The following is a 22,109-nucleotide window of genomic DNA, read 5'->3' as shown; positions in this document are numbered from 1 at the left end:
GTTAACTGAGGGAGGCCTTATGCTGTTTGAACTGTATGTTAAAGATTTTATACTCATTGATGAAGCAGTAATTGATTTTAAAGAAGGTTTTAATACCATCACAGGTGAAACAGGCGCTGGTAAATCCATGGTGCTGGGTGCAATTGCTTTGGTACTTGGAGGACAGGCAAATAAGGACCATGTAAAGATTGGAAAAGAAACAGCAATTATACGTGCTGGTTTTTTTACAAATAAGCAAGTGAATTTATATTTAGAAAATAATGGATTTTCTGTTGATCCGGATATCATAACGATTACACGCGAGATTCAAGCAAAAGGAAAAAGTATTTCTCGTATTAATGGTCAAATTGCAACTTTAACGCATTTAAAATATGTCACACAGTTTTTGATAGACATACATGGCCAGCATGACAATCAGGTCTTGTTAAATCCCGATGAACAGTTAAATTTTTTGGATACTTATGGCACACAAGAAATATCTGACTTTCTGAATGAGGTGCATAAACTCTATTTAGAGTTGAATCAAATTCAGAAAGACATTCGAAACTTGGAACTTAAGAATAAAGATCGCCAGAGACAAATGGATTTTTTGATTTTTCAAGTCAATGAATTGGAAACAGCAGGCTTAGTTGACGGTGAAGATATGACACTGGAGCGTGAATTTAAAGTTCTTGGCGAACTTGACAGTATACAAGAGTTGTTTGAAAGAGCAAGAAACTGGTTATCCGGAGAATATGGAGATGGTGTTGTAACATCACTAGCCTCTTTTTCTGGCGCATTTCAAAAGGTAGCCGATTATAATGAGCCCCTTAAGAATTTTTCTGAACGGTTTAGCGAACTCTTTTTTATGATGGATGATCTTGCAAAAGAAGTGGTGCATTATCAAGACCAGTTGGAACAAAATCCGGAACGTTTGGATCAGGTTGAACGCAGATTGGATGAAATCAACCAACTGAAATCCAAATATAATTGTCAGACCATCGCTGAACTTAAATCACAACTTAAGAGACTTAGGACAGAGCTAGAGTCATATGAACAAGTGGCGTCTGATCTACAGACACAAAAGAAACGCTATGAGCTTATCCTGAAAAAATATGATGTTGCTAGCCATGAATTGTCTAAAAGACGTGAGAAAGCGGCACATTCTTTAGAGAAAGCATTGATGGCTGAACTTGTGGAATTAAACATGAAAGAAGCAAAGTTTAAGGTTCAGTTAACAGAAAAAACTATGCCAGGGCCAACAGGTGTTGACCTTATAGAATTTCAAATCTCCACCAATGCAGGGCATCCGCTTAGGCCGCTTAAAAAAGTTGTGTCAGGCGGTGAACTTTCTCGAATTATGCTTGGTATAAAAATTGTTCTTGGTCAAATGGATGCTATGCCAACTTTGTTTTTTGATGAGATTGATTCTGGAATCAGTGGTCTTACAGCCAATGTCGTTGGTGAAAAACTTGCGAAACTTTCACAGTATGCACAAATTATTTGTATTACCCATTTGCCTCAGATTGCTGTGTTTGCAGACCATCATCTTTTAATTAAAAAAAGTCAATTTGATGGTGAGACATTAACTGAGATAGAAACCCTATCAGAACACACAATCCAAGAAGAAATTGCAAGGCTTGTTGGCGGTTTCGAACATACTGAAACGACAAATCAACATGCGAGAGAAATGCTATTAAAAGCTGCTAAAAAAAAGGAAGCTTATACGTAATCTATAATGGGAGAAGGACAGATGACGCTATTTTTAGAACTCATCTATTCAACATTAGGCGCACTATCCATTGTTTATGGACTTGCCAATATTGTACCCGGTTTAAGGACACAGGATATTAGAAAACATATTATCCTGTTGGTTTTTATGGTTTTTTTTGTTTGTGTTTTTAGTTTAAATCAGTTAGTTTATGTGGTTATTTTTTATGGCTTTTTAATTTTCTATTTAAAATGGGTCTATGGTATAAGCTCTTTTATTGCCTCTTTATCAATTTTGTTTTTGTTCTTAATTGTCACTTTATCTTCTATGATGACGTCAAATCTAAATGTTCTTCTCTTTAAGTCAGTCGTTGATTATCGAGTTGTATTCTTCTACTCAAGTTATAAAGTTGTTTTTATTTACTGGATCTTATATTTGCTTTTGCTAAAATACTATCAAATGATTATGCGTATTTTCAAAAAAATTACACATTTTAACAAGGAAATGGAACGCACATTGCTTTTAAGCAATGTAATCGTTTTTGCATTTATTGTGTTTAACCAAAAAAATACATTTGTAAATTTGGTGAAAATTATATCCAGTGGCTTGGTGGAACAAGCAGAAAATGTTTCAATTGGCCTATATATGAACAGCAACTATATGCTCACAACAATTCTCACCTTTGCTGTTGTTATTTTGTTGAATCGATTGTTTATTGTTGACAATAATATGGAAAGTTATAAGGTGAAGGCTGAAACGGATCTCATGACAGGTGCCTTAAACAGAGAAGCTGGTCTTAACTTTCTTAAAGAATCTATGATGAATTCAATTGTACAGTCGTATGATTTGACTGTTGCTTACATTGATATAAATGATTTAAAACTTGTTAATGATAAGTATGGCCATAAAGAAGGCGATCTACTGATTAAAAAGATTACAGAAATAATTGAGACCAACCTTAGAGAAAATGATGTCGTGACACGGTTGGGTGGCGATGAATTTATGGTGATTTTTAAAAAGTGTGATGTCCATCAAGCCCGAAAAGTATGGTATCGTATTCAGGATGATATTTTTAAATTTAATGCATCTGGGCAATTTGTGTTTCCTGTTAGTGCCAGCGTTGGGTTTACCGAATATCATCCTAGAAAACACAACAACGTGATTCAACTCATTCATGAAGCCGATGCTGCAATGTACGAACAAAAGAAAACGTTAAAGGCAAATAGATTGTAGAAAAACCACAAAAGAAAGCAATATGTCTTTATTTATTTTAAGAAATGGATAAGATTAGAATAGGGGTTTGTTATGGAGAAGTCTGTTCAGGATTTTGAAGTGTTTTTAAGGGATCATAGGAATTTGTCCGACAACACAGTTCAATCCTATAAAAGAGATTTAAGGTATTTTGGCTATTATTTAGATGAAGAGAAGATTACAGAATTAACACACATTAAAAGTGTTGATTTGCTTAAATATGTGTTGAAACTTAAGAAATCAGGCAAGGCCAATGCAACTTTATCAAGAAATGTTGCTTCTTTAAGAACTTTTTTTGGATTTCTTCACAATAAAGGGTATATAGAAACTAATCCTTCATTAGAGTTGGAAGCACCTAAGGCTGAGAAGAAGATGCCTGCAGTGTTGACTTTAAGTGAAGTTGAAAAACTTATATCTAGTCCAGACATACGGACACCCATAGGCAAACGGGATAAAGCTATGATTGAGTTGCTTTATGCAACTGGAATTCGAGTTTCAGAGTTGATTGACTTAAACCTATCGGATGTGAATACGGCTATGGGATACATCAGATGTACACATCACTCTAAAAGCAGAGTTGTGCCGCTTGGTTCAATGGCATCAAAAGCAGTAGAATCATATTTGAATCTTGCTAGGACACAGTTGATTAACGAAGACAATGAAGCGTTATTTGTAAATTATTATGGGAAGCGGATGACACGTCAGGGATTTTGGAAGGTCGTTAAACGGTATTCTGAAGATGCTGGAATTGGCAAGAAGATTACCCCTCACACCTTACGTCATTCTTTTGCTTTTCATTTGGTTCAAAATGGCGCTGACTTAAGAGCAGTTCAGGAAATGATGGGGCACTCTGATGTGGCTTCTACACAAATATATCTTGAAATGTCGAATTCAAAAATCAAAGACGTTTATGAAAAAGCACATCCTAGAGCCTAAGATAGGCTCTAATTTTTTTTAAGAAAGAGGAGGAAATCTCATGATTAACAGAGTGATATTATTTGTTTTAGACAGTGTTGGAATAGGCGCTTTACCGGATTCTGAAAAATTTGGCGATGTGGGGGTTAACACGCTGGGAAGTGTTGCTAAATCTCCTGGGGCTTTTAAAATCCCAAACATGCTTAAATTAGGGCTTGGAAACATAGAAGGTGTTGACTATCTACCGGCTGAAAAAAATCCAATTGGCGCATTTGGTAGATCTATGGAAGCTTCAAATGGGAAGGATACTACTACAGGACATTGGGAAATTGCAGGGCTTTATATTGAAAAACCGTTTAAAACGTATCCGGATGGTTTTCCACCGCATGTGATTCAAGCTTTTGAAGAAAAAACAGGCAGAAAGGTTTTGTGCAATAAGCCAGCTTCCGGAACTGTAGTTTTGGAAGAATTGGGAGAAGAACATATGAAAACAGGCAACCCCATTGTTTATACTTCTGCAGACAGTGTTTTTCAAATTGCAGCTCATGAATCCGTGATTCCACTTGAAGAATTGTATACTATGTGTGAAATTGCACGGGAAATCCTAAGAGGGGATGATCAAGTTGCAAGGGTAATTGCACGTCCATTTGTTGGCGAGCCTGGTAATTTTCAAAGAACACCAAATAGAAGAGATTACTCTCTTAAACCTTTTGATAAAACTGTTTTAGACTTTGCGAAAGAGGCTGGTCTTGAAGTGAAAGCAGTTGGAAAAATTGTAGATATTTATGATGGTGAAGGGATAACGGAAGATGTACACACAACCGATAATATGGATGGTGTAGACCAAACGATCCATTATCTTAAGCAAGACTTTAAAGGAATTTTATTTACAAATTTGGTAGATTTTGATGCTAAATTTGGTCATAGACGTAATGTTGAAGGGTATAAGGCTGCTTTGGAAGAAGTAGACGCTCGATTGCCTGAAATGTTTGAGGCGATGCGTGAGGACGACATTTTAATCATCATGGCTGATCATGGCAATGACCCAGGGTATAAAGGTACAGACCATACACGTGAGTATATTCCAATTTTGGCATATGGAAAATCGGTTAAACAAGGTGTTGATCTTGGAACGCGTAAGACATTTTCAGACATTGCGGCAACCGTTTCAGATATTCTTGGAATTGATAAAACGCCATATGGAACCAGTTTTAAAGATGAAATTCTTTAGATTAGGAGGTATTTCATGATTGATTTAATGGTTAGAATTCAGGAAGCAAAAGCACATATTAACAGACATTTAGTTGAAGTTCCTGAAATTGGTTTGATTCTTGGTTCTGGATTAGGTGTTGTGGCAGATTCTATAGAATCACCCGTACAAATCCCATATAAGAATATACCTCATTTTCCTGTTTCAACGGTTGAAGGCCATGCGGGTCAGTTTGTAGCGGGAAGATTTATGGGAAAAAAAGTTATCGCGATGCAAGGCCGTTTCCATTACTATGAAGGGTATTCCATACAGGACATTACATTTCCAGTCCGGGTTATGAAAGCCTTAGGGGTAGAACATGTGATTTTGACAAATGCAGCAGGTGGCTTAAATCCAGATTTTACTGGAGGCAGTTTAATGCTGATTACAGACCAAATTAATATTATGGGTGTAAATCCTTTGATTGGTCCTAATGACTCTAACTTGGGACCGAGATTTCCAGATGTTTCTAATATTTATGACCATGCGTTCAATCAAAAAATTTTAGAAGCCTCAAAGACGATGGCTATTGATTTGAAACAAGGTGTTTATTTTTACTTCACGGGACCATCTTATGAAACACCTGCTGAAGTTAAGTTAGCCGCTATGCTTGGTGGAGATGCAGTAGGGATGTCTACTGCACCGGAAGCACTGGTAGCGGCACATATGGGAATGAAGGTTACAGGGATTTCATGTATCACAAATATGGCAGCAGGAATCCAGAAAACACCCCTGAATCATGCGGAAGTTGTTGAAGTCGCACAAAGGGTTCAAAGTACATTTATTCGTCTGGTAAGTCGAATTGTGGAAATAGCGTAAAGTGGAGGATAATAAATGAGAGCAGTTGATGTAATCAATAAGAAAAAACTAGGCGGTAGATTAAGCAAAGAAGAAATTGATTTTATGATTTTAGGCTATACAAAAGGTGAAATACCAGACTATCAAATGTCAGCCTTCTTAATGGCTGTATATTTTGTAGGAATGGAAGCTGAAGAGACTGCAGAACTTACAGATGCTTTTGTACGTTCTGGAGATACAGTAGATTTGTCTGCAATTCACGGCATAAAAGTAGACAAACATTCAACGGGTGGCGTTGGTGATAAAATTAGCCTTGTGGTAACACCACTTGTGGCTTCGGTGGGTGTCCCAGTTGCTAAAATGTCTGGTAGAGGGCTAGGGCACACTGGTGGAACCATTGACAAGCTAGAGTCTATTGAAGGGTTTAAGATAGAACTTACTGCAGATGAGTTTATTCACAATGTTAACACTTATAAAATGGCACTTGTGGGACAATCAGGGGATTTAACGCCAGCTGATAAAAAGATTTATGCTTTAAGAGATGTAACAGGGACAATAAATTCAATACCATTAATAGCCAGCTCGATTATGGGTAAAAAAATTGCGTCTGGTGCGGATGCTATTGTTTTAGACGTTAAAGTGGGCTCGGGCGCATTTATGAAATCCTTAGAGGAAGCGAAAGTACTTGCACGGACCATGGTAGACATTGGAAAATCGCTTAATAGAAAGACAGTTGCTGTTATTACAAACATGGATCAACCTTTGGGACATGAAGTTGGAAATGCAAATGAAGTGCGTGAGGCAATTGATGTTTTAAGTGGCAGAGGCGCAAAGGATGAGACTGAAGTTGCTCTAACCATCGCTTCCTATATGGCTGTTCTTGGAGGGGCATTTGATACTTTGGAATTGGCACGAAAACACTTTGAAAAAGTTATTGCTTCTGGTGACGCACTTGAACAGTTGAAAGTGTTTATTAAAATTCAAGGTGGTGATCCAAGTGTTGTTGATCACCCAGAAAAATTGCCTCAAGCGTCAAGACAGATTGAAGTAAAAGCAGGCATTGAAGGGTATGTAACAGGGTTTGATGCAGAAAAAGTCGGAATATCGGCCATGCTTTTAGGGGCAGGACGACGTACCAAAGAAGACAAGATTGACTATGCTGCTGGCATTACACTTAAGAAAAAAATGGGAGATCACGTGAACTTAGGAGATACCTTGTGTATCCTCCATAGTAATTTGGAAAACAATAAAGAGGCTGAAAAAATGGTGAAATCAGCATTTATCATGGGGAAAAATGCACCTGATCCAGTCCAGTATATCTATGAAATTGTAGAATAAAATCAAACCATCTGTAACGACTTCCGTTGCAGATGGTTTTTTTATTCATTATAATGGGAGAGGGGGCTAATTATGTGTGTAGATGCAGAATTTTTCAAAAACTTATTGAGTTTACAAGAAAATATGCCAATTGATCTGTACTTTGTTGGAGGCTGTATACGCAACCTTGTTCTTGGCCTCGATTCAAATGATATTGATTTTATTGTGATGGGTGATTTTGATCAATTTATTGAACGTTTGACTGCATTTTATCCAATAAGTCGATCTAAAATAAAAACAGCTCATTATAAAGGGACATTATTTACTTATGATTTTGCAGCCCCCAGGCGTGATTTTTACCCTAACTATGATGGGGTTCCAAATGTGATCTATAACGTAACACTTTTAGATGACCTTGAAAGAAGAGATTTTACGGTAAATACTGGTATTGTACCCTTGTCTGAAAAAACGATGGCGTGGTTCACGCAATTAAAACCCAAAAAAGCCGATGTGTTAAAGGCAATTCAATTGGCCCACCCACATTTTTGGCCAGATATAGATCGGCGATTTTTAAGAGTGCTTCATAAGGCGTCTTATAAGGAAGATCCTTCTCGATATTTGCGGGCAATAAAATATATGACGCTGTATAAATTTAGAATTATTGAGGATCAAAAGTCAATTTTTAACCCTGCTGTGGAAATTCTTTCTCTGAATCGCGGTAGGTTTTTAAAAATACTATGGCAAGATGCGCTTGAACCCTCTGGAGAACACCTTTTATGTGCTTACAGCCAGTATAATTTAATTCCAGATTTTCGTGATTTTACAAAACTTTTCTTTGAAATGCGTCCTGTTTTTGGCGCCGTATATGGTCTTTGGCCGTATGTTTATTTTCTCTGGGCTTTTAATCAAGAGTTTACGCTTTTACGGAACTTGGATTCCTATTTTACGCCTCTTATTAAAGAAATTGAATGTGTTGAAAAATGGGAGGCCCCTGCTGTTTTAGATAAAAATGGTTACGAGATTTACAAAATGTTGTATAATATGAGAGTTGAAAGCTTGATGTCGTGTGCCTTAACGGACATAAAGAAAGATCAAATCATTTATTTTATGACACATTTGGCCAGTTTTAAAGTTACGGCGACAGGATATGATTTAATTCGAATGGGAATTCCTAGAGGCCCTGAAATTGGCAAACTTCTGGAGATGCTTCTTAAGTATAAACTTGACCATTCACTTAGACTGTCATATGATGACGAACTTTTATGGATAAAGGGGATTTATGAAAATAGAGATAAAAGTAGATGCTTTTGAAGGACCACTTGATCTACTCCTTCATTTAATAACAAAAGATGAAATTGATATCTATGACATTCCAATTGTAAAGGTAACCAATCAGTACTTAAAAATATTGGATGAATTACCTGAAATGGATCTTGATATGACAACGGAATTTTTAGTCATGGCGTCTACGCTTTTAGAAATCAAATCAAAAATGTTGTTGCCTGATACCAATGCAGATATGGAAACATATGATTTTTCAGAGGAGGATCCACGACGTGAATTGGTTGCAAGGTTGATTGAGTACAAAAAATTTAAAGAAGCGTCAAATGCATTAAGGCATCGAGAGAGTTCTTTAGATGAACTTGTTTTTAAAGAGCAGGAAGAACTTGGTCTTTATGTGAAGGCAACAGATATGAATACGTTGAATGATGATTTAGAAAAAGAGTTATTGATAGAAGCTGTACAGAGACTTTTAACAAAAGCAGATCGTTATGATCACAATCGAAAATCATTTTTTAAGGGCATTAAAAGAGATCAATTTACAGTTGAAGAGAAGATAGACTTTATAGAGACCAATTTGTTTCAAAATTCAACGGTTTATTTTTCCAACTTATTTGGCTCGGTTAAAACGAGAGAGGAAATTGTGGTTACTTTTTTAGCTGTTTTAGAACTTCTAAAAATGAAACGCATAGCAATTCAGCAGAGTGGTCTTTTTGAAGATATAGAAATTGTAAGGAAAATTCATGAGGAGGATGTGTAATGGATCTCATAAATATGAAAGCCATTGACCAAGAAGTGGGCTATAAATCTATTATTGAGTCCCTTCTTTTTGTATGGGGGGAACCCTTAAGCGGGACAAAAATTGCAAGCATTTTAGAGGTTAAACCCAGTACGGTTGAAAAAATCATCCACGAAATGATGGCGCAATTTGAAAGTGAAAATAGGGGGGTTCAAATTGTTGAAGTTAATAAAAAATATCAATTGGCTTCACGAAAAGACAATTTCCCCTATATCGAGAAATTATGTGTGACGACTAAAAGCAAGGGATTATCAAATTCGGCTCTGGAAGTTTTGACGATTGTCGCTTATCAGCAACCCATTACGAAACTTGATATTGAACAGGTACGCGGCGTAAATTGTGACAGTCCGATTCAAAGTTTAATTGAGCGCGGACTGGTAGAAGTTGTTGGCAAATTAGAAAGAATAGGACGTCCACAAATATATGGCACAACAGATCTTTTTTTGAAGAGTTTTGGTTTTAAATCTTTAAAAGATCTACCCAATCTAGAAGACTTTGGTGGAAAAACGATTTTTGAATCTCTAAAAGAGAATGAGGAGGAGGGTGCTGAGGATGATCGAAATCAGAAAGCAGAATCCTGATGAAACACCAGCCATTTTGGCGCTTTTGAAAAGAAATGCGTGTGATAAATTTAGTGATTACGTACTTAAAGCCACTTGTTTTGTTGTTGTTGAATCTGGATGCATTCATGGTGTATGCAGTATCACTGAAAATGAGTCAGTCCCGATTATTGATTTTATTTTAGTAGACAGTAACCAGAGAGGCTTACAGTTTGGTGATGGTCTTTTGAGGGCTGCCCTTAATTATTTGGACCATACCAGGCATCCTCTTGTTTATGTGAAAAGCAACAGCAACACGAAGGCTTTTTTTGAAAAGGAAAACCTTGTTCTTCGAGACACTCTTGACCCGGATCCAGATTTTTCTTTCTTTGAAGTACACCTTCCAGATTTTTTTAACACGCCATGCAAGGGATCGCGCTAAACTGTATACAATGATACTATTAGCCAAATATACAAAATGAATGAAAAATTGCAAAATTATAAAAATTACGAGATAAAATGAATTTGTCCTTGCAAAACATATGACCTGTGTTATGATTAAAGAGAGTGTAAAGGAGGTCTTGCAATGGCTGAAAACAGAGAAAATTTGACGATTCATATTAAAGAAGATTGGTGTAAAGGATGTGGCATCTGTATCGCATTTTGTCCCAAGCAAGTTCTGGGATTTAATGAAAATGGAAAAGTGACCATGCTGGATAGGGAAAATTGTATTAAATGTGGCATGTGCCAAATGAGATGTCCAGATTTTGCAATTTTTCTAGGAGGTAAGGAAGATGTCTAAAACAGTTAAGTTTCTTCAAGGCAATGAAGCATGTGTCGAAGGTGCATTAATGGCAGGTATGCGATTTTATTCTGGATACCCAATAACACCATCAACTGAAATTGCTGAATTGTCAGCAGAAAGACTCCCACGATTGGGTGGAAAGTTTATACAAATGGAAGATGAAATTGGAGGCATTGCTGCAGCAATAGGTGCATCTTTGACAGGCGTAAAAGCAATGACAGCAACATCAGGTCCTGGTTTTTCTTTAAAGCAAGAAAACATCGGTTATGCAGCACTTGCTGAAATTCCGCTTGTTATCGTCAATGTTCAAAGAGGCGGTCCGAGTACGGGCTTACCAACTGCACCAGGTCAGGGTGATGTAATGCAAGCAATGTGGGGAACGCATGGCGATCACCCAGTTATTTGCTTAACACCAGATTCTGTAAAAGAAACATTTGATTTAACAGTAAGAGCTTTTAATCTGGCTGAAAAATATAGAACACCTGTTATTTTGTTAACAGATGAAATCACAGGTCATATGCGTGAAAAAATAGAAATTCCTGAAGTTTCAGAAATTGAGATATTTAATCGAATTCGGCCAGAAGCGGGGTCGGATTATAAAGCTTATAGAGTAGAAGAAGGGGATATCGTTCCTAAAATGGCGGATTTCGGGGCAGGCTACAGATATCATGTGACAGGATTAATGCATGATGAAACAGGTTTCCCGAGCAATAGTACTCAAAATGCCCAAAAACTCATGGACCGTTTGATGTCAAAAGTGTCAGATCATGTAGATGATATTGTAGATTTTGAAGAATTCTTAATGGACGATGCTGAGTATATGATTTTAGCTTATGGTGGTACTGCAAGAACTGCTAAGGCAGTGGTAAAATCGCTGAGAGAAGAGGGTGTAAAAGTAGGCCTTTTTAGACCGATTACACTTTGGCCTTTCCCTGAAAAAAAATTATTAGAGTACACTGGCAAAATTAAGGATATTTTAGTAACTGAATTAAATTATGGGCAGTTGAAACTCGAGGTTGAGCGTGTTGTGAAATCTGCTTGTTCAGTTCGATTCTATGGCAAGGCAAATGGGGAAATAATTACGCCAAAAGAATTAACTGACATATTCAAGGAGGTGCTCTAATGAATCAGCCTTTAGTAGAAAATTATTTTAGAACAGATAAATTGCCGCATATATGGTGTCCAGGCTGTGGACACGGTATAATTATGGCCTCTATAGCCAGAGCAATTGATAAGCTTAAACTCGACAAGGACAAAGTTTGTATCGTATCTGGAATTGGGTGTTCATCAAGAGCGCCGGGCTATATGGATTTTAATACACTTCATACAACGCATGGACGTGCTTTAGCTTTTGCAACTGGCGTAAAACTTGCAAATCCTGAATTGGAAGTTATTGTTATTGCAGGAGATGGAGATTTGTCTGCAATTGGCGGAAATCATTTGATTCATGCCTCAAGAAGAAATATTGGCCTTACAACGATTTGTTTTAACAACAATATTTATGGGATGACAGGTGGTCAATATTCACCAACAACGCCAACGCACGATAAGGGGACGACAGCACCTTATGGTAATATCGACAAGCCATTTGACATTACAAAACTTGCAGTCGGTGCTGGGGCAACTTTTGCAGCCAAAGGAACCGTTTATCATGTGAATCAATTGGATAAATATATTGAATCTGCCATTAAGCATAAAGGTTTTTCTTTAGTAGAGGCAATTTCAATATGTCCAACTTATTATGGACGAAAGAACAAAAAAGGTTCAGTTGTGGATATGATGAATTTCTTGAAAGACAGTTTTGTGGATCATAAAGTCGCAGAAAAATTGCCACCGGAGAAGAAACAAGGCAAATTCCTAATGGGAGAATTTGTAAATGTGGAAGAGCCGGAGTACACAGAACTTTACGATCAAATCATTGAAATGTTTAAATAGTTGACTGAAACTGTTGAAAGGAGATCGGATTGGTATGCAAAAACAACTTGAACTGAGATTAACAGGATCTGGCGGACAAGGCTTGATTACAGCGGGTATTATTTTAGCTGAAGCCGCGCTTAAGGATAATAAGAATGCAATTCAAACACAAAGTTATGGACCAGAGGCCAGAGGTGGTGCGAGTAAAGCGGAGGTTATTATCAGTGAGTCTGATATTGATTTTCCAAAAGTTACTTTGCCCAATATGGTTTTATCATTGACTCAGGTAGCCTGTAATAAGTATATTACGGACATCTCTGAAGACGGCATTATTATTGTGGATGAAACCTTAGAATTGCCAGAAGGCTTAACGGCTTCAAAAGTGATTAAAGCACCTATATTGAGAACAGCACGGACAGAAGTCGGTAAAGAAATAGTTGCAAATATTGTTGCTTTAGGACTGATTGTTGGACTAAGCAATGTTGTTACAAAAGAAAATCTTGAAAAAGCAATTTTGGCAAGAATTCCTAGAGGTACTGAAGACCTAAATAAGATGGCACTTCAGAAGGGATATGAATTGGCAAAAAACTATTAAATTAAAGAAGTGGTGACTGTATGGCAAAAGCGGATTTACTGGCTAGAATTAGACAAGAATATATTGGGCTAAGTAAAAGTCATAAAAAGATTGCAGATTATATACTTGAAAATTATGATAAAGTTGCATTTATGACTGCGTCTACTTTGGGCAAAAAAGTTAATATTAGTGAATCCACTGTTGTCAGGTTTGCTGGATCAATTGGTTATGAAGGTTATCCTGAGTTGCAAAGAGAACTTCAAGAAAGTATTAAGAGTAAACTGACGACGGTCCAAAGGTTTGAGATGTCTAAGGGACAAAATGATACGGATTGCTTGGCACGTGTGATGATGAGTGACATGGAAAATATTAGGCATTCAATCGAACATTTGGATGTGCCAATGATTGAGGTTTTTGTTGGACAGCTCATAAAAGCCAGAAAAGTTTATATATTGGGACTTCGAAGTTCATCGATTCTTGCCAATTACCTTGGTTTTTACTTAAATTTTATTTTGCCAGAGGTTGTTGTGATTCGAGAAACTGCACAGGACGTTTACGATCAATTGCTCAATATTTCTCAAGAAGATGTTTTGATTGCTTTTTCATTTCCAAGATATTCAAAGAGAACTTATGATTGTGTGGACTATGCACTCTCTAATGGGATTAATATATTGGGCATTACAGATGGCTTGAATTCACCACTTTATGATAAGACACCCTATTGTTTGACAGCCAAATATAATATGAATACTTTTGTGGATTCACTTGTTGCACCAATGAGTTTGATAAATGCCTTGATTATAGGAACAAGTATGAAAAAAGAAGGTGTTGAACAGAATCTCGCAAAGTTAGAACGTATCTGGGAAAACTATGGCGTATACAATAATAAATGATGTTTGCTTAAGTTATGAATATGCGATATAATCGTAGAGGACAAATACCACCAAAGGGTGGTATTTGTTTTTAAACGCTAAATACAAAGGAGAAAAAAAGTGATTCAAATTGCTGTTGATGGACCTGCAGGGTCTGGTAAGAGCACTGTGGCGCGTGAAGTGGCAAAGCGCCTCGGAATTGTATACTTAGATACAGGCGCAATGTACCGAGCTGTTACGTATCAGACTTTGATTGAAAAGCGTTCAGTTCAAAACGCTCATGACTTAGAAATAATTGTGGAAGCCTTGGAACTGGAAGTTGCCCCAGGACAAATATGGGCAAATGGAAAGAACGTGACTGAAGCAATTCGTCAACCTGAAATTAGTCGAAATGTATCATATGTGGCGATGGATGCCTATGTTCGTAAATGTATGGTCGACTTGCAACGCAAAATTGCTGGAACACAATCGGTGATTATGGATGGCAGGGATATTGGAACACATGTGTTGCCCAATGCAAAGTTCAAATTTTTTTTAACTGCAACAGCAGAAGAACGTGCAAAACGAAGACAAATTGAACTTGATAAAGCTGGATATTCAGTAGACTATAAGGCACTTGTAGATGAAATAAATGAGCGGGATCGTTTAGATTCAGAACGTGAAGTATCGCCACTTAAAATAGCTGATGATGCAGAAATTATAGATACGACGGAACTGACCACTGATCAGGTAATCGATTTGATTCTAAAAAAAATTGCGTATACAAATGAGTAGGTGTAAAATGGGTATGCTATATCAAATTTGTAAACACGGTGCTTGGGTCTACTACAAACTATTTTATAAAATGGAAGTAGAAGGACTAGACACTTTGGATACATCTGTAAATTATATTGTTTGTGCCAATCATATTAATCTTCAAGATCCTATTGTCATTGGTGCATTACTGCCTTTTGAAGGCAGGTTTATGGCAAAGAAAGAGTTGTTTAAAAATAGAATAGTGGCCAGTTTTTTATCAAAAATAGGTGTGTTTCCTGTCGATAGAGATGCCAATGATTTGACAGCGATTAAGAAAGCATTGTCTATTTTGAAAAATGGTGAAAGTCTTGGTATTTTTCCTGAGGGCACTCGAAATAAGGGGAAAACCCCACTACCTGTTAAATCTGGCGTTGCGATGTTGGCTGTAAAAACACAAACTTTAATTTTACCGGTTACCTTGGATTCACCTTATAAATTGTTTGGGCGTTTACGTGTTGTTTTTCACCCACCTGTGTCATTTGAATCTTACTATGGTCAGAAAGTTGCGTCAGCTGAACTTGAAAAAATGTCTGAGCAGATTATGAAGTCTATTTACAATGATATGAAGTATTATGGACAGCTACTGGACAAGTAGACTTTAAATATGGTATAATAACGAGGTTTATTATGAAAATTATGGTATCCAAACATGCTGGATATTGTTATGGTGTTAAAAGAGCGATTCGAATTTTGGATGAAGTGGTTGCATCAACTGCCAATCAAGATGAAAAAATATATACGCTTGGTCCAATAATTCATAATGAACAAGTCACGACGCTTTATAAATCAAAGGGCGTGACTATTATTAATGCAATTGAGGACATGACGGGGCAAAACGGTCTTTCAAATAAAATCGTAATCCGTTCACATGGTGCGCCGAAATCAGTATATGATCAAATTCAGGATATCAATGCTGAAATTTTTGATGCAACATGTCCTTATGTAAAAAAAATTCAAAATACGGTTTCAACTCATGCCTCTATTGGGTATAATATAATCATTGTAGGTGATGGCAACCATCCTGAAGTTGTTGGCATCAATGGTTGGTGTGACAATCAGGCAATTGTAGTGAAATCTGTAGATGCAGCACAAAAAATCAAACCTATGATTGGACCAGTTTGTGTTGTTGCACAGACAACTTTCAATATAAATGTTTGGAATGAAATTGTGGTTGTATTAAAAGAAAAATTTGAAAACTGTGTGATTCACAATACGATTTGTCTTGCGACAAATCAAAGGCAGACTGCATGTCGTGAACTTGCAAGTCAGGTAGACTTAATGATTGTGATAGGTGGCAAACACAGTTCGAACACATTAAAGTTGGCGAGTATCTGTAAAGAAATCGTCAATACGATTCACATTGAAACTAAGGATGATTTGGATCTTTCAATCTTAAGCGGCAATGAAGTCATCGGAATTACCGCTGGTGCTTCGACACCGGATTGGATTATCGACTCGGTTATCCTTAAAATAGAAAATGAAGGCGAGGTATTTTTTGATGGAAAATCATAATTCAATGGCTGAAATGATGGATCAAATCGAAGAATCATTGAAAATCCCAAGAAAAGGATCAATCGTTAAAGGAAGCATAATTCAAGTTAACGCTGACGTGATCATTGTTAACATTGGCTATAAATCTGACGGCGTTATTCCTAAAAACGAAGTTTCTGCTGAAACTGACTTTGATTTGAAAGAAAAGTTTAAAGAAGGCGACGAACTGGATGTTTATGTTGTCAGCCATGACAACGGAGAAGGCAACATTCTTTTATCGCTCAGAAAAGTAAGTATTGACAAGGACTGGGTTGAGCTTGAAGGCATTAATGAGCGCGACGAAGCAATTGAAGTTAAAGTTTCTGATTCAGTAAATGGTGGTTTAATAGCTTATTACAAAGAAATCAGAGGTTTTATTCCTGCATCTCAATTGTCTGATAGGTTTGTTAAAAACTTGAAACCTTATGTGGGACAAACTTTGAAAGTTAAAGCAATTGAAATCAACAAGCAAAAAAGACGTGCGGTTTTCTCACACAAAGAGTTTGCAATTTTAGAAAAACAAGCACAAAGAGAAGCATTTTGGAAGGATGTTGAAGTTGGTAAAGTCGTAGAAGGCGAAGTGAAGCGTATTACAAACTTTGGTGCTTTCGTAGACATTGGTGGTATGGACGGTTTGGTTCATGTGACTGAAATGAGTTGGGGGCGTATAAAGCCTGCATCAGAATTTGTTAAAGTTGGCGATAAAATCGATGTTAAAATTATTGACTTTAACAAAGAAGAGAACAAAATTTCATTAAGTATCAAGCAACTGACTGAAGAGCCATGGTCAAATTTTGAAAACAAGTATGAAATTGGAGGCATCTACGAAGGTAGAGTTGTCAACTTGACAGACTTTGGTGCGTTTGTTGAACTTGAGCCTGGTATAGAAGGTCTTGTACACGTATCTCATATTGCAAAAGAGCACGTGGAAAAACCAGCTGACGTGTTAAAGGTTAATGACCTTGTAGAAGTGAAAGTACTTGAGTTCGCTGCTGATGAGAAAAAAGTTAAACTGTCTATGAAAGAAGTTCAAGAAGTTCAAACAGTTGAAGAAACAACAGAAGAATCAACTGATGAAGTTGAAGAAGACGTAGAAGCTTAATTCATAACATGATTAAATCCCAGTGCAGCAAAAGCGAGCTGGGATTTATAATATAATGCGTGGAGGATCCCTATGGAAGGATATGATCAGTTTAAAGAGAAAATTTTTGCAAAAACGAAACTTGACCTGTCTTTATATAAAGAAAGGCAGATGAAAAGACGTATTGAATCCCTAATTTCTCGACATGGGCTTCAAGATTTCGAATCTTATTTTCAACTGATGAATCGTGATAAGGATGTGTACGACGAGTTTGTCAACTATTTGACAATAAATGTATCTGAGTTCTATCGCAATCCTGCCCAATGGGAAATGTTAAGATCAGAGGTTTTTCCAGCTATTCTTAAGCGAACAAAACGCCCTAAAATATGGTCTGCTGCTTGTTCTACTGGGGAGGAACCGTATTCTCTGGTAATGTGCTTAAGCGAATTTTTGCCACTTAGAGACATTAAAATTCTTGCGGTTGATTTTGACAGTGAGGCTTTAAACAAAGCGCAGATTGGCATGTATAATGAAAAAAGCATTAAAAATGTGCCACCTGCCTATGTTGAACGTTTTTTCGAACCTGTAGGTAAAGGGTATCGAATCAAGGATGACGTTAAAAATTGTGTGGAATTCAAAAAGATGAATCTTTTACGAGATGACTATCCAAAGGGATTTGACCTTGTCGTATGTCGAAATGTCATGATTTATTTCACTGAAGAGGCCAAAGACGAAATGTATCGTAAATTTTACGAGTCTCTATCACCAGACAGTTATTTCTTCGTAGGGAGTACAGAACAAATTATACAGCCACAAAGATATAAGTTTGAGTCCAATCGTACTTTTTTCTATTATAAAAAGTAAACTTAAGCATCTGGAAGAGATTTCAGATGCTTTTTAAATGCGACAAAAATGTAAAAAAATGGTGCAAACTCTGTTTTGATATGTTAAAATAAATACATCAAGATATTGATATGATTAAATAATAAGTTACTATTTCTTGCGTATATTTAAAGTTTAGCATTTTTATGCCGATAATAATAAGTGAGACTGTTACAGAATCGGGTCATTTTTCACAAAAGGTTGCATTATGATGATAGATGTCATAAAGTAAGTATATATGGTACTTTTTTAATGTACAAAAAAATTATTATACTATATGGTGGGGAAATGTTGAAAGCATCTTTGAACAGCATCCAAAGGGGTGCCATAATTGCACAAGACGTATATGGAAATGACGGGATTCTTTTGATTAAAAGAGGAACCGAATATCGTGAAACCTATGCCCCTCGTTTTAAAGAGGCAGGTGTTCAGGAAATTTTCATAGAACCTTCTGGTGAATTGACAAAGGAAAGTGTGGCTCAAATTAGACAGTCACTCAATATCCATGATGTCGTTCAAGAGAAGACGCGTTTGCACGCCCAAAATCAGATTAAGAAAACGATGCTACGCTTTAAAACAGTCACCAACAGTGATATCCAAAAAATTACAGGTATTGTGGAAGAAATGATTGAACAATTGTTGGAACAGAAAGACTTCGTTTTTGCCCTGTCTCAACTGAGATCAGTTGATGATTATACATACCAACATTCAGTAAATGTAGGTGTTTTGGCTTTGATTATAGGGATTGATTTAAAGCTAAATCGCGTACAGTTAAAAGACCTTGGAACAGGGGCTATACTTCATGACATTGGGAAGATAATGATTTCGGAGGAAATTATTAAGAAACCAGGCAGACTTACAAAAGATGAATTTTCTGAAGTTAAGAAGCACACCTTGTTTGGATATGAAATATTAACCCAAACCAATATATCTGAAGAGGCCGCTCAAATTGCTTTACACCATCATGAAAAATATGATGGGACAGGTTATTGTTGGGGATTAAGGAATACAAAGATCCCGCTTTATGCACGCATAGTTGCGGTTGCGGATGTTTATGATGCAATGTCAAATGATAGAATTTACCAGAAAAAGTTGCGGCCTGATAGAGTTTATCGGGAAATAACACATTTGGGAAATACACATTTTGATACTCAAATTATGGAGACTTTTGCCAAGCACATTAACATTTATCCCAATGGAACAGGTATTATTTTAAATTCAGGTCATCGAGGCATTGTACTGTATCAAAACAAACTATATCCTGAAAGCCCTGTTGTGCGTGTTTTTACACCAAATGAGCAGAATTTTAGGAAAATGTATTTTGATTTGGATTTGTCAATGAATACAAAATGGTTTATTGTGGATACGTATTAAGTCTACTATAAATGGTATAGACGTGTGTTATGATATAGAAAGGGGAACAGAAAACATGTGGACAAGAGAAATGTTAAAGACTGAAGCAAAGTCTTTTTTAAAGTCGAATTACTTAAAAGCTTTTCTTGTAAGTTTATTGCTTTTATTTGTGGGATCCGGTTCATCGGGTGGGTCATCGAGCAATACAAATGTGAGTACGGATTTTACAATGCAAGAGGGTGCTGGATTTTGGCAAAGTGTCATTGAGTCATCTTCTTTTGGATTTTTATGGGGATTCGGGTTGGTTATTATCCTATTGCTAATTGTTGGCTCTATTGCTTTCCGTGTGTTTGTAGGGTACCATTTGGAAGTTGGAGGCAGAAAATTCTTCGTGCGAGGTGCTGAAGCTGACGTAGATTTATCGCATCTTACAAGTTCCTTTGTAAGTGGCTCCTATTCAGGTGTACTGACATCGATGCTATACAGAGCAGTCATTAATTTTTTATACTATTTATTATTGATTATTCCGGGCATTATAAAATCTTACGCATTTTCGATGGTGCCATATATCCTTGCAGATAATCCGGAAATTGGCTATAAACGTGCTTTGGAATTGAGTGAAGATATGACCAGTGGCCACAAATGAAATATGTTTGTACTAGATTTATCTTTTATTGGGTGGTATTTATTGGGGGCACTTGCTTTTGGTATTGGAACACTTTTTGTGAACCCTTATGTGGACGCTACAAAAGCGCAACTTTATTTAACGCTCCGAAAAGAAGCCGTGGTAAGTTCTGTCTGTTCTGCTGACGAGTTGAAACTTCAGGTTTCTTTTGAGGATGAATCTGAATCAGATGATTGGTACGAATATGAGTAAACTTAAAGGATTGAAGCACATTTGTTCTTCAATCCTTTTTTGCGTTTTGAACTTATTTTTTTAATCAGGAGAAAGAAAAAACTAATTATGTTCATGTACATTTGAAACCACTCTTGTTATAATGATGTCGAACAAATTAAATCCAAAATATGTTGGAGGTCTTAATGAAATCTTTATCACGAAAAAATTTATCAATTTCAGAATCAATGACATTGGCGATATCTGCCAAAGCGAATCAAATGAAGGCTGAAGGGGCTGATATAATCAGTTTTGGGGCAGGAGAACCCGATTTTAACACACCTGAATATATCCGAACTGCAGCGATTAAGCAAATTGAAAAAGGTGGCAACGGCTATACAGCAGCTTCTGGTTTACCTGACTTGAAACGCGCCATTGCATCAAAACTTAAGAGAGACAATGGTCTCACATACGCAAATAATCAAATTGTAGTTTCTTCAGGCGCCAAGCATTCACTTTTTAATGCCCTTCAAGCAATTTGCAATCCCGGAGATGAAGTGATCATACCGTCTCCATATTGGGTGAGTTATTATGAGTTGGTTAAGCTTGCAGATGCAGAGCCTGTACTCGTAGAAGGCGATGCTAAAGTTTCCTTTAAAGTGACTCCAAGTCAACTTGAAGCTGCCATTACACCTGCAACTAAGGCATTGATGCTTAACAGCCCAAATAATCCAACAGGGACTGTTTATACAGAGAGTGAGCTTAAAGCCATAGCTGACCTTGCGATTAAACACGACTTATATATCATATCTGATGAAATCTATGAAAAATTAATATATGGTGAAACACATGTGAGTATCGCTAAGTTTGCCTATGATCATACAATTTTAGTAAACGGACTGAGTAAGGCCTATGCGATGACAGGTTGGCGGATTGGGTATACAGCCAGCTCAGTTGAGATTGCTAAAATTATGAGTAATATTCAGTCTCATGCAACATCTAATCCAAATACAATTGCACAGTATGCCAGTATTGAGGCATTGGATGGCGACCAATCTCCAATTGAAGAGATGCGTCTCGCATTTGATGAGAGAAGAAAGTACATGGTAGAACGTGTACGTAACATAGATAAGATTTCATGCGTAGAGCCTAAAGGTGCATTTTACGTCATGGTAGACATTTCACACTATTTAGGACTTGAAATAGAAGGGAAAAAAGTTGAATCCTCTATAGATTTTGCGTCACTATTACTTGAAAAGGCAATGGTTTCTGTTATACCTGGAATTGCCTTTGGTGTGGACGCTTATATAAGATTATCCTATGCAACAAGCATGGAAAATATTAAAGAAGGTTTAAACCGAATTGAAGCATTTTGCAATAAATATTAATGCAATATTAGAACGACATATCTTTAGCAGTTTGGCTTAAAGATATGTTGTTCTTTTTTTAAAATCAGGCCTGTGATAAAATTGAAATACGAAATATTTAAAGGGGAATATTATGGGAGACCGGGTCAAGAGTATTGAAAAAACACTTTTAACTAAAATAGCCGAGAAGTCCCCCGCCTCTAAGCCACCTTGCTCACGGAGTGAGAGTGCAGGTGGGGGATGAATCGGCTTGTTTTTGACC

At 36.8% G+C, this 22,109-nt stretch carries 22 protein-coding genes and 1 pseudogene; all 23 read left to right on the top strand.

Annotated elements, in window-relative coordinates; all coding sequences use genetic code 11:
* Positions 1-19: 19 nt before the first annotated feature.
* The 23 genes and pseudogenes from recN (at position 20) to JOC49_RS05250 (ending at position 21,868) form a co-directional block, all read left to right on the top strand.
* The gene (gene recN / locus JOC49_RS05360; protein WP_204663177.1) at positions 20-1,711 is read left to right on the top strand and encodes a DNA repair protein RecN; all 1,692 of its coding nucleotides are present in this window, start codon (positions 20-22) and stop codon (positions 1,709-1,711) included.
* 21 nt (positions 1,712-1,732) lie between these two features.
* A complete protein-coding gene (locus tag JOC49_RS05355; RefSeq protein ID WP_204663175.1) occupies positions 1,733-2,923 on the top strand; it encodes a GGDEF domain-containing protein in 1,191 nt (396 codons plus the stop codon).
* A gap of 72 nt (positions 2,924-2,995) precedes the next feature.
* Positions 2,996-3,877, top strand: coding sequence for a site-specific tyrosine recombinase XerD (xerD, locus tag JOC49_RS05350; RefSeq protein WP_204663173.1), 882 nt, complete (start codon positions 2,996-2,998; stop codon positions 3,875-3,877).
* 40 nt (positions 3,878-3,917) lie between these two features.
* Positions 3,918-5,087, top strand: a complete 1,170-nt coding sequence (locus JOC49_RS05345; RefSeq protein WP_204663171.1) for a phosphopentomutase — start codon at positions 3,918-3,920, stop codon at positions 5,085-5,087.
* 18 nt (positions 5,088-5,105) lie between these two features.
* Positions 5,106-5,924 (top strand): purine-nucleoside phosphorylase, encoded by an 819-nt coding sequence (locus JOC49_RS05340; protein ID WP_204663391.1) that lies wholly within the window; start codon positions 5,106-5,108, stop codon positions 5,922-5,924.
* A 15-nt stretch (positions 5,925-5,939) separates the two neighbouring features.
* Positions 5,940-7,241, top strand: a complete 1,302-nt coding sequence (locus JOC49_RS05335) for a pyrimidine-nucleoside phosphorylase (protein WP_204663169.1) — start codon at positions 5,940-5,942, stop codon at positions 7,239-7,241.
* 72 nt (positions 7,242-7,313) lie between these two features.
* Positions 7,314-8,531, top strand: a complete 1,218-nt coding sequence (locus JOC49_RS05330) for a tRNA nucleotidyltransferase/poly(A) polymerase family protein (protein ID WP_204663168.1) — start codon at positions 7,314-7,316, stop codon at positions 8,529-8,531.
* Positions 8,500-9,261: a segregation and condensation protein A gene (locus tag JOC49_RS05325; RefSeq protein WP_204663166.1), complete on the top strand. Its 762-nt coding sequence runs from the start codon at positions 8,500-8,502 to the stop codon at positions 9,259-9,261. Before JOC49_RS05330 ends, JOC49_RS05325 begins: the two co-directional genes overlap by 32 nt.
* Entirely contained in the window at positions 9,261-9,881 is a 621-nt protein-coding gene (scpB, locus tag JOC49_RS05320; protein ID WP_243423611.1) for an SMC-Scp complex subunit ScpB, read from the top strand. The genes JOC49_RS05325 and scpB overlap by 1 nt, the downstream gene beginning before the upstream one ends.
* Positions 9,853-10,281: a GNAT family N-acetyltransferase gene (locus JOC49_RS05315; protein ID WP_204663164.1), complete on the top strand. Its 429-nt coding sequence runs from the start codon at positions 9,853-9,855 to the stop codon at positions 10,279-10,281. Before scpB ends, JOC49_RS05315 begins: the two co-directional genes overlap by 29 nt.
* Positions 10,282-10,425: 144 nt before the next feature.
* Positions 10,426-10,641 carry a 4Fe-4S dicluster domain-containing protein gene (locus JOC49_RS05310; protein WP_204663162.1) on the top strand — a complete coding sequence of 72 codons (216 nt, stop codon included), beginning with the start codon at positions 10,426-10,428 and terminating at the stop codon, positions 10,639-10,641.
* Positions 10,634-11,767 (top strand): 2-oxoacid:acceptor oxidoreductase subunit alpha, encoded by a 1,134-nt coding sequence (locus JOC49_RS05305; protein ID WP_204663160.1) that lies wholly within the window; start codon positions 10,634-10,636, stop codon positions 11,765-11,767. The genes JOC49_RS05310 and JOC49_RS05305 overlap by 8 nt, the downstream gene beginning before the upstream one ends.
* Entirely contained in the window at positions 11,767-12,579 is an 813-nt protein-coding gene (locus JOC49_RS05300) for a 2-oxoacid:ferredoxin oxidoreductase subunit beta (RefSeq protein ID WP_204663158.1), read from the top strand. The genes JOC49_RS05305 and JOC49_RS05300 overlap by 1 nt, the downstream gene beginning before the upstream one ends.
* Before the next feature lie 34 nt (positions 12,580-12,613).
* Entirely contained in the window at positions 12,614-13,153 is a 540-nt protein-coding gene (locus tag JOC49_RS05295) for a 2-oxoacid:acceptor oxidoreductase family protein (RefSeq protein ID WP_204663156.1), read from the top strand.
* Between the two features lie 20 nt (positions 13,154-13,173).
* Entirely contained in the window at positions 13,174-14,025 is an 852-nt protein-coding gene (locus tag JOC49_RS05290) for a MurR/RpiR family transcriptional regulator (protein WP_204663154.1), read from the top strand.
* 99 nt (positions 14,026-14,124) lie between these two features.
* Positions 14,125-14,778 (top strand): (d)CMP kinase, encoded by a 654-nt coding sequence (cmk, locus tag JOC49_RS05285; protein ID WP_341534654.1) that lies wholly within the window; start codon positions 14,125-14,127, stop codon positions 14,776-14,778.
* Between the two features lie 13 nt (positions 14,779-14,791).
* Positions 14,792-15,394: a lysophospholipid acyltransferase family protein gene (locus JOC49_RS05280; RefSeq protein ID WP_204663152.1), complete on the top strand. Its 603-nt coding sequence runs from the start codon at positions 14,792-14,794 to the stop codon at positions 15,392-15,394.
* 32 nt (positions 15,395-15,426) lie between these two features.
* Positions 15,427-16,311, top strand: a complete 885-nt coding sequence (gene ispH, locus JOC49_RS05275; RefSeq protein WP_204663149.1) for a 4-hydroxy-3-methylbut-2-enyl diphosphate reductase — start codon at positions 15,427-15,429, stop codon at positions 16,309-16,311.
* The gene (gene rpsA, locus JOC49_RS05270) at positions 16,298-17,431 is read left to right on the top strand and encodes a 30S ribosomal protein S1 (RefSeq protein ID WP_204663148.1); all 1,134 of its coding nucleotides are present in this window, start codon (positions 16,298-16,300) and stop codon (positions 17,429-17,431) included. Before ispH ends, rpsA begins: the two co-directional genes overlap by 14 nt.
* A 72-nt stretch (positions 17,432-17,503) precedes the next feature.
* A complete protein-coding gene (locus tag JOC49_RS05265; protein ID WP_204663146.1) occupies positions 17,504-18,274 on the top strand; it encodes a CheR family methyltransferase in 771 nt (256 codons plus the stop codon).
* Positions 18,275-18,580: 306 nt separating this feature from the next.
* A complete protein-coding gene (locus JOC49_RS05260) occupies positions 18,581-19,666 on the top strand; it encodes an HD-GYP domain-containing protein (RefSeq protein WP_204663144.1) in 1,086 nt (361 codons plus the stop codon).
* A gap of 55 nt (positions 19,667-19,721) precedes the next feature.
* A pseudogene (locus tag JOC49_RS05255) lies at positions 19,722-20,522 on the top strand (DUF975 family protein).
* A gap of 164 nt (positions 20,523-20,686) precedes the next feature.
* Entirely contained in the window at positions 20,687-21,868 is a 1,182-nt protein-coding gene (locus JOC49_RS05250) for a pyridoxal phosphate-dependent aminotransferase (protein ID WP_204663142.1), read from the top strand.
* The last annotated feature ends 241 nt before the right edge of the window (positions 21,869-22,109 follow it).

Source organism: Fusibacter tunisiensis, from assembly GCF_016908355.1.
In the GTDB taxonomy this organism is placed as follows: domain Bacteria; phylum Bacillota; class Clostridia; order Peptostreptococcales; family Acidaminobacteraceae; genus Fusibacter_D; species Fusibacter_D tunisiensis.
Note: the sequence above shows the minus strand (reverse complement) of the source record. Positions and strands in the feature narration are given on the sequence as shown.

Excerpts from the sequence above, each read along its gene's own strand:
- recN (WP_204663177.1), top strand. The coding sequence starts at position 20 with ATGCTGTTTGAACTGTATGTTAAAGATTTTATACTCATTGATGAAGCA.
- JOC49_RS05355 (WP_204663175.1), top strand. The coding sequence starts at position 1,733 with ATGACGCTATTTTTAGAACTCATCTATTCAACATTAGGCGCACTATCC.
- xerD (WP_204663173.1), top strand. The coding sequence starts at position 2,996 with ATGGAGAAGTCTGTTCAGGATTTTGAAGTGTTTTTAAGGGATCATAGG.
- JOC49_RS05345 (WP_204663171.1), top strand. The coding sequence starts at position 3,918 with ATGATTAACAGAGTGATATTATTTGTTTTAGACAGTGTTGGAATAGGC.
- JOC49_RS05335 (WP_204663169.1), top strand. The coding sequence starts at position 5,940 with ATGAGAGCAGTTGATGTAATCAATAAGAAAAAACTAGGCGGTAGATTA.
- JOC49_RS05330 (WP_204663168.1), top strand. The coding sequence starts at position 7,314 with ATGTGTGTAGATGCAGAATTTTTCAAAAACTTATTGAGTTTACAAGAA.
- JOC49_RS05325 (WP_204663166.1), top strand. The coding sequence starts at position 8,500 with ATGAAAATAGAGATAAAAGTAGATGCTTTTGAAGGACCACTTGATCTA.
- scpB (WP_243423611.1), top strand. The coding sequence starts at position 9,261 with ATGGATCTCATAAATATGAAAGCCATTGACCAAGAAGTGGGCTATAAA.
- JOC49_RS05315 (WP_204663164.1), top strand. The coding sequence starts at position 9,853 with ATGATCGAAATCAGAAAGCAGAATCCTGATGAAACACCAGCCATTTTG.
- JOC49_RS05310 (WP_204663162.1), top strand. The coding sequence starts at position 10,426 with ATGGCTGAAAACAGAGAAAATTTGACGATTCATATTAAAGAAGATTGG.
- JOC49_RS05305 (WP_204663160.1), top strand. The coding sequence starts at position 10,634 with ATGTCTAAAACAGTTAAGTTTCTTCAAGGCAATGAAGCATGTGTCGAA.
- JOC49_RS05300 (WP_204663158.1), top strand. The coding sequence starts at position 11,767 with ATGAATCAGCCTTTAGTAGAAAATTATTTTAGAACAGATAAATTGCCG.
- JOC49_RS05295 (WP_204663156.1), top strand. The coding sequence starts at position 12,614 with ATGCAAAAACAACTTGAACTGAGATTAACAGGATCTGGCGGACAAGGC.
- JOC49_RS05290 (WP_204663154.1), top strand. The coding sequence starts at position 13,174 with ATGGCAAAAGCGGATTTACTGGCTAGAATTAGACAAGAATATATTGGG.
- JOC49_RS05280 (WP_204663152.1), top strand. The coding sequence starts at position 14,792 with ATGCTATATCAAATTTGTAAACACGGTGCTTGGGTCTACTACAAACTA.
- ispH (WP_204663149.1), top strand. The coding sequence starts at position 15,427 with ATGAAAATTATGGTATCCAAACATGCTGGATATTGTTATGGTGTTAAA.
- rpsA (WP_204663148.1), top strand. The coding sequence starts at position 16,298 with ATGGAAAATCATAATTCAATGGCTGAAATGATGGATCAAATCGAAGAA.
- JOC49_RS05265 (WP_204663146.1), top strand. The coding sequence starts at position 17,504 with ATGGAAGGATATGATCAGTTTAAAGAGAAAATTTTTGCAAAAACGAAA.
- JOC49_RS05260 (WP_204663144.1), top strand. The coding sequence starts at position 18,581 with ATGTTGAAAGCATCTTTGAACAGCATCCAAAGGGGTGCCATAATTGCA.
- JOC49_RS05250 (WP_204663142.1), top strand. The coding sequence starts at position 20,687 with ATGAAATCTTTATCACGAAAAAATTTATCAATTTCAGAATCAATGACA.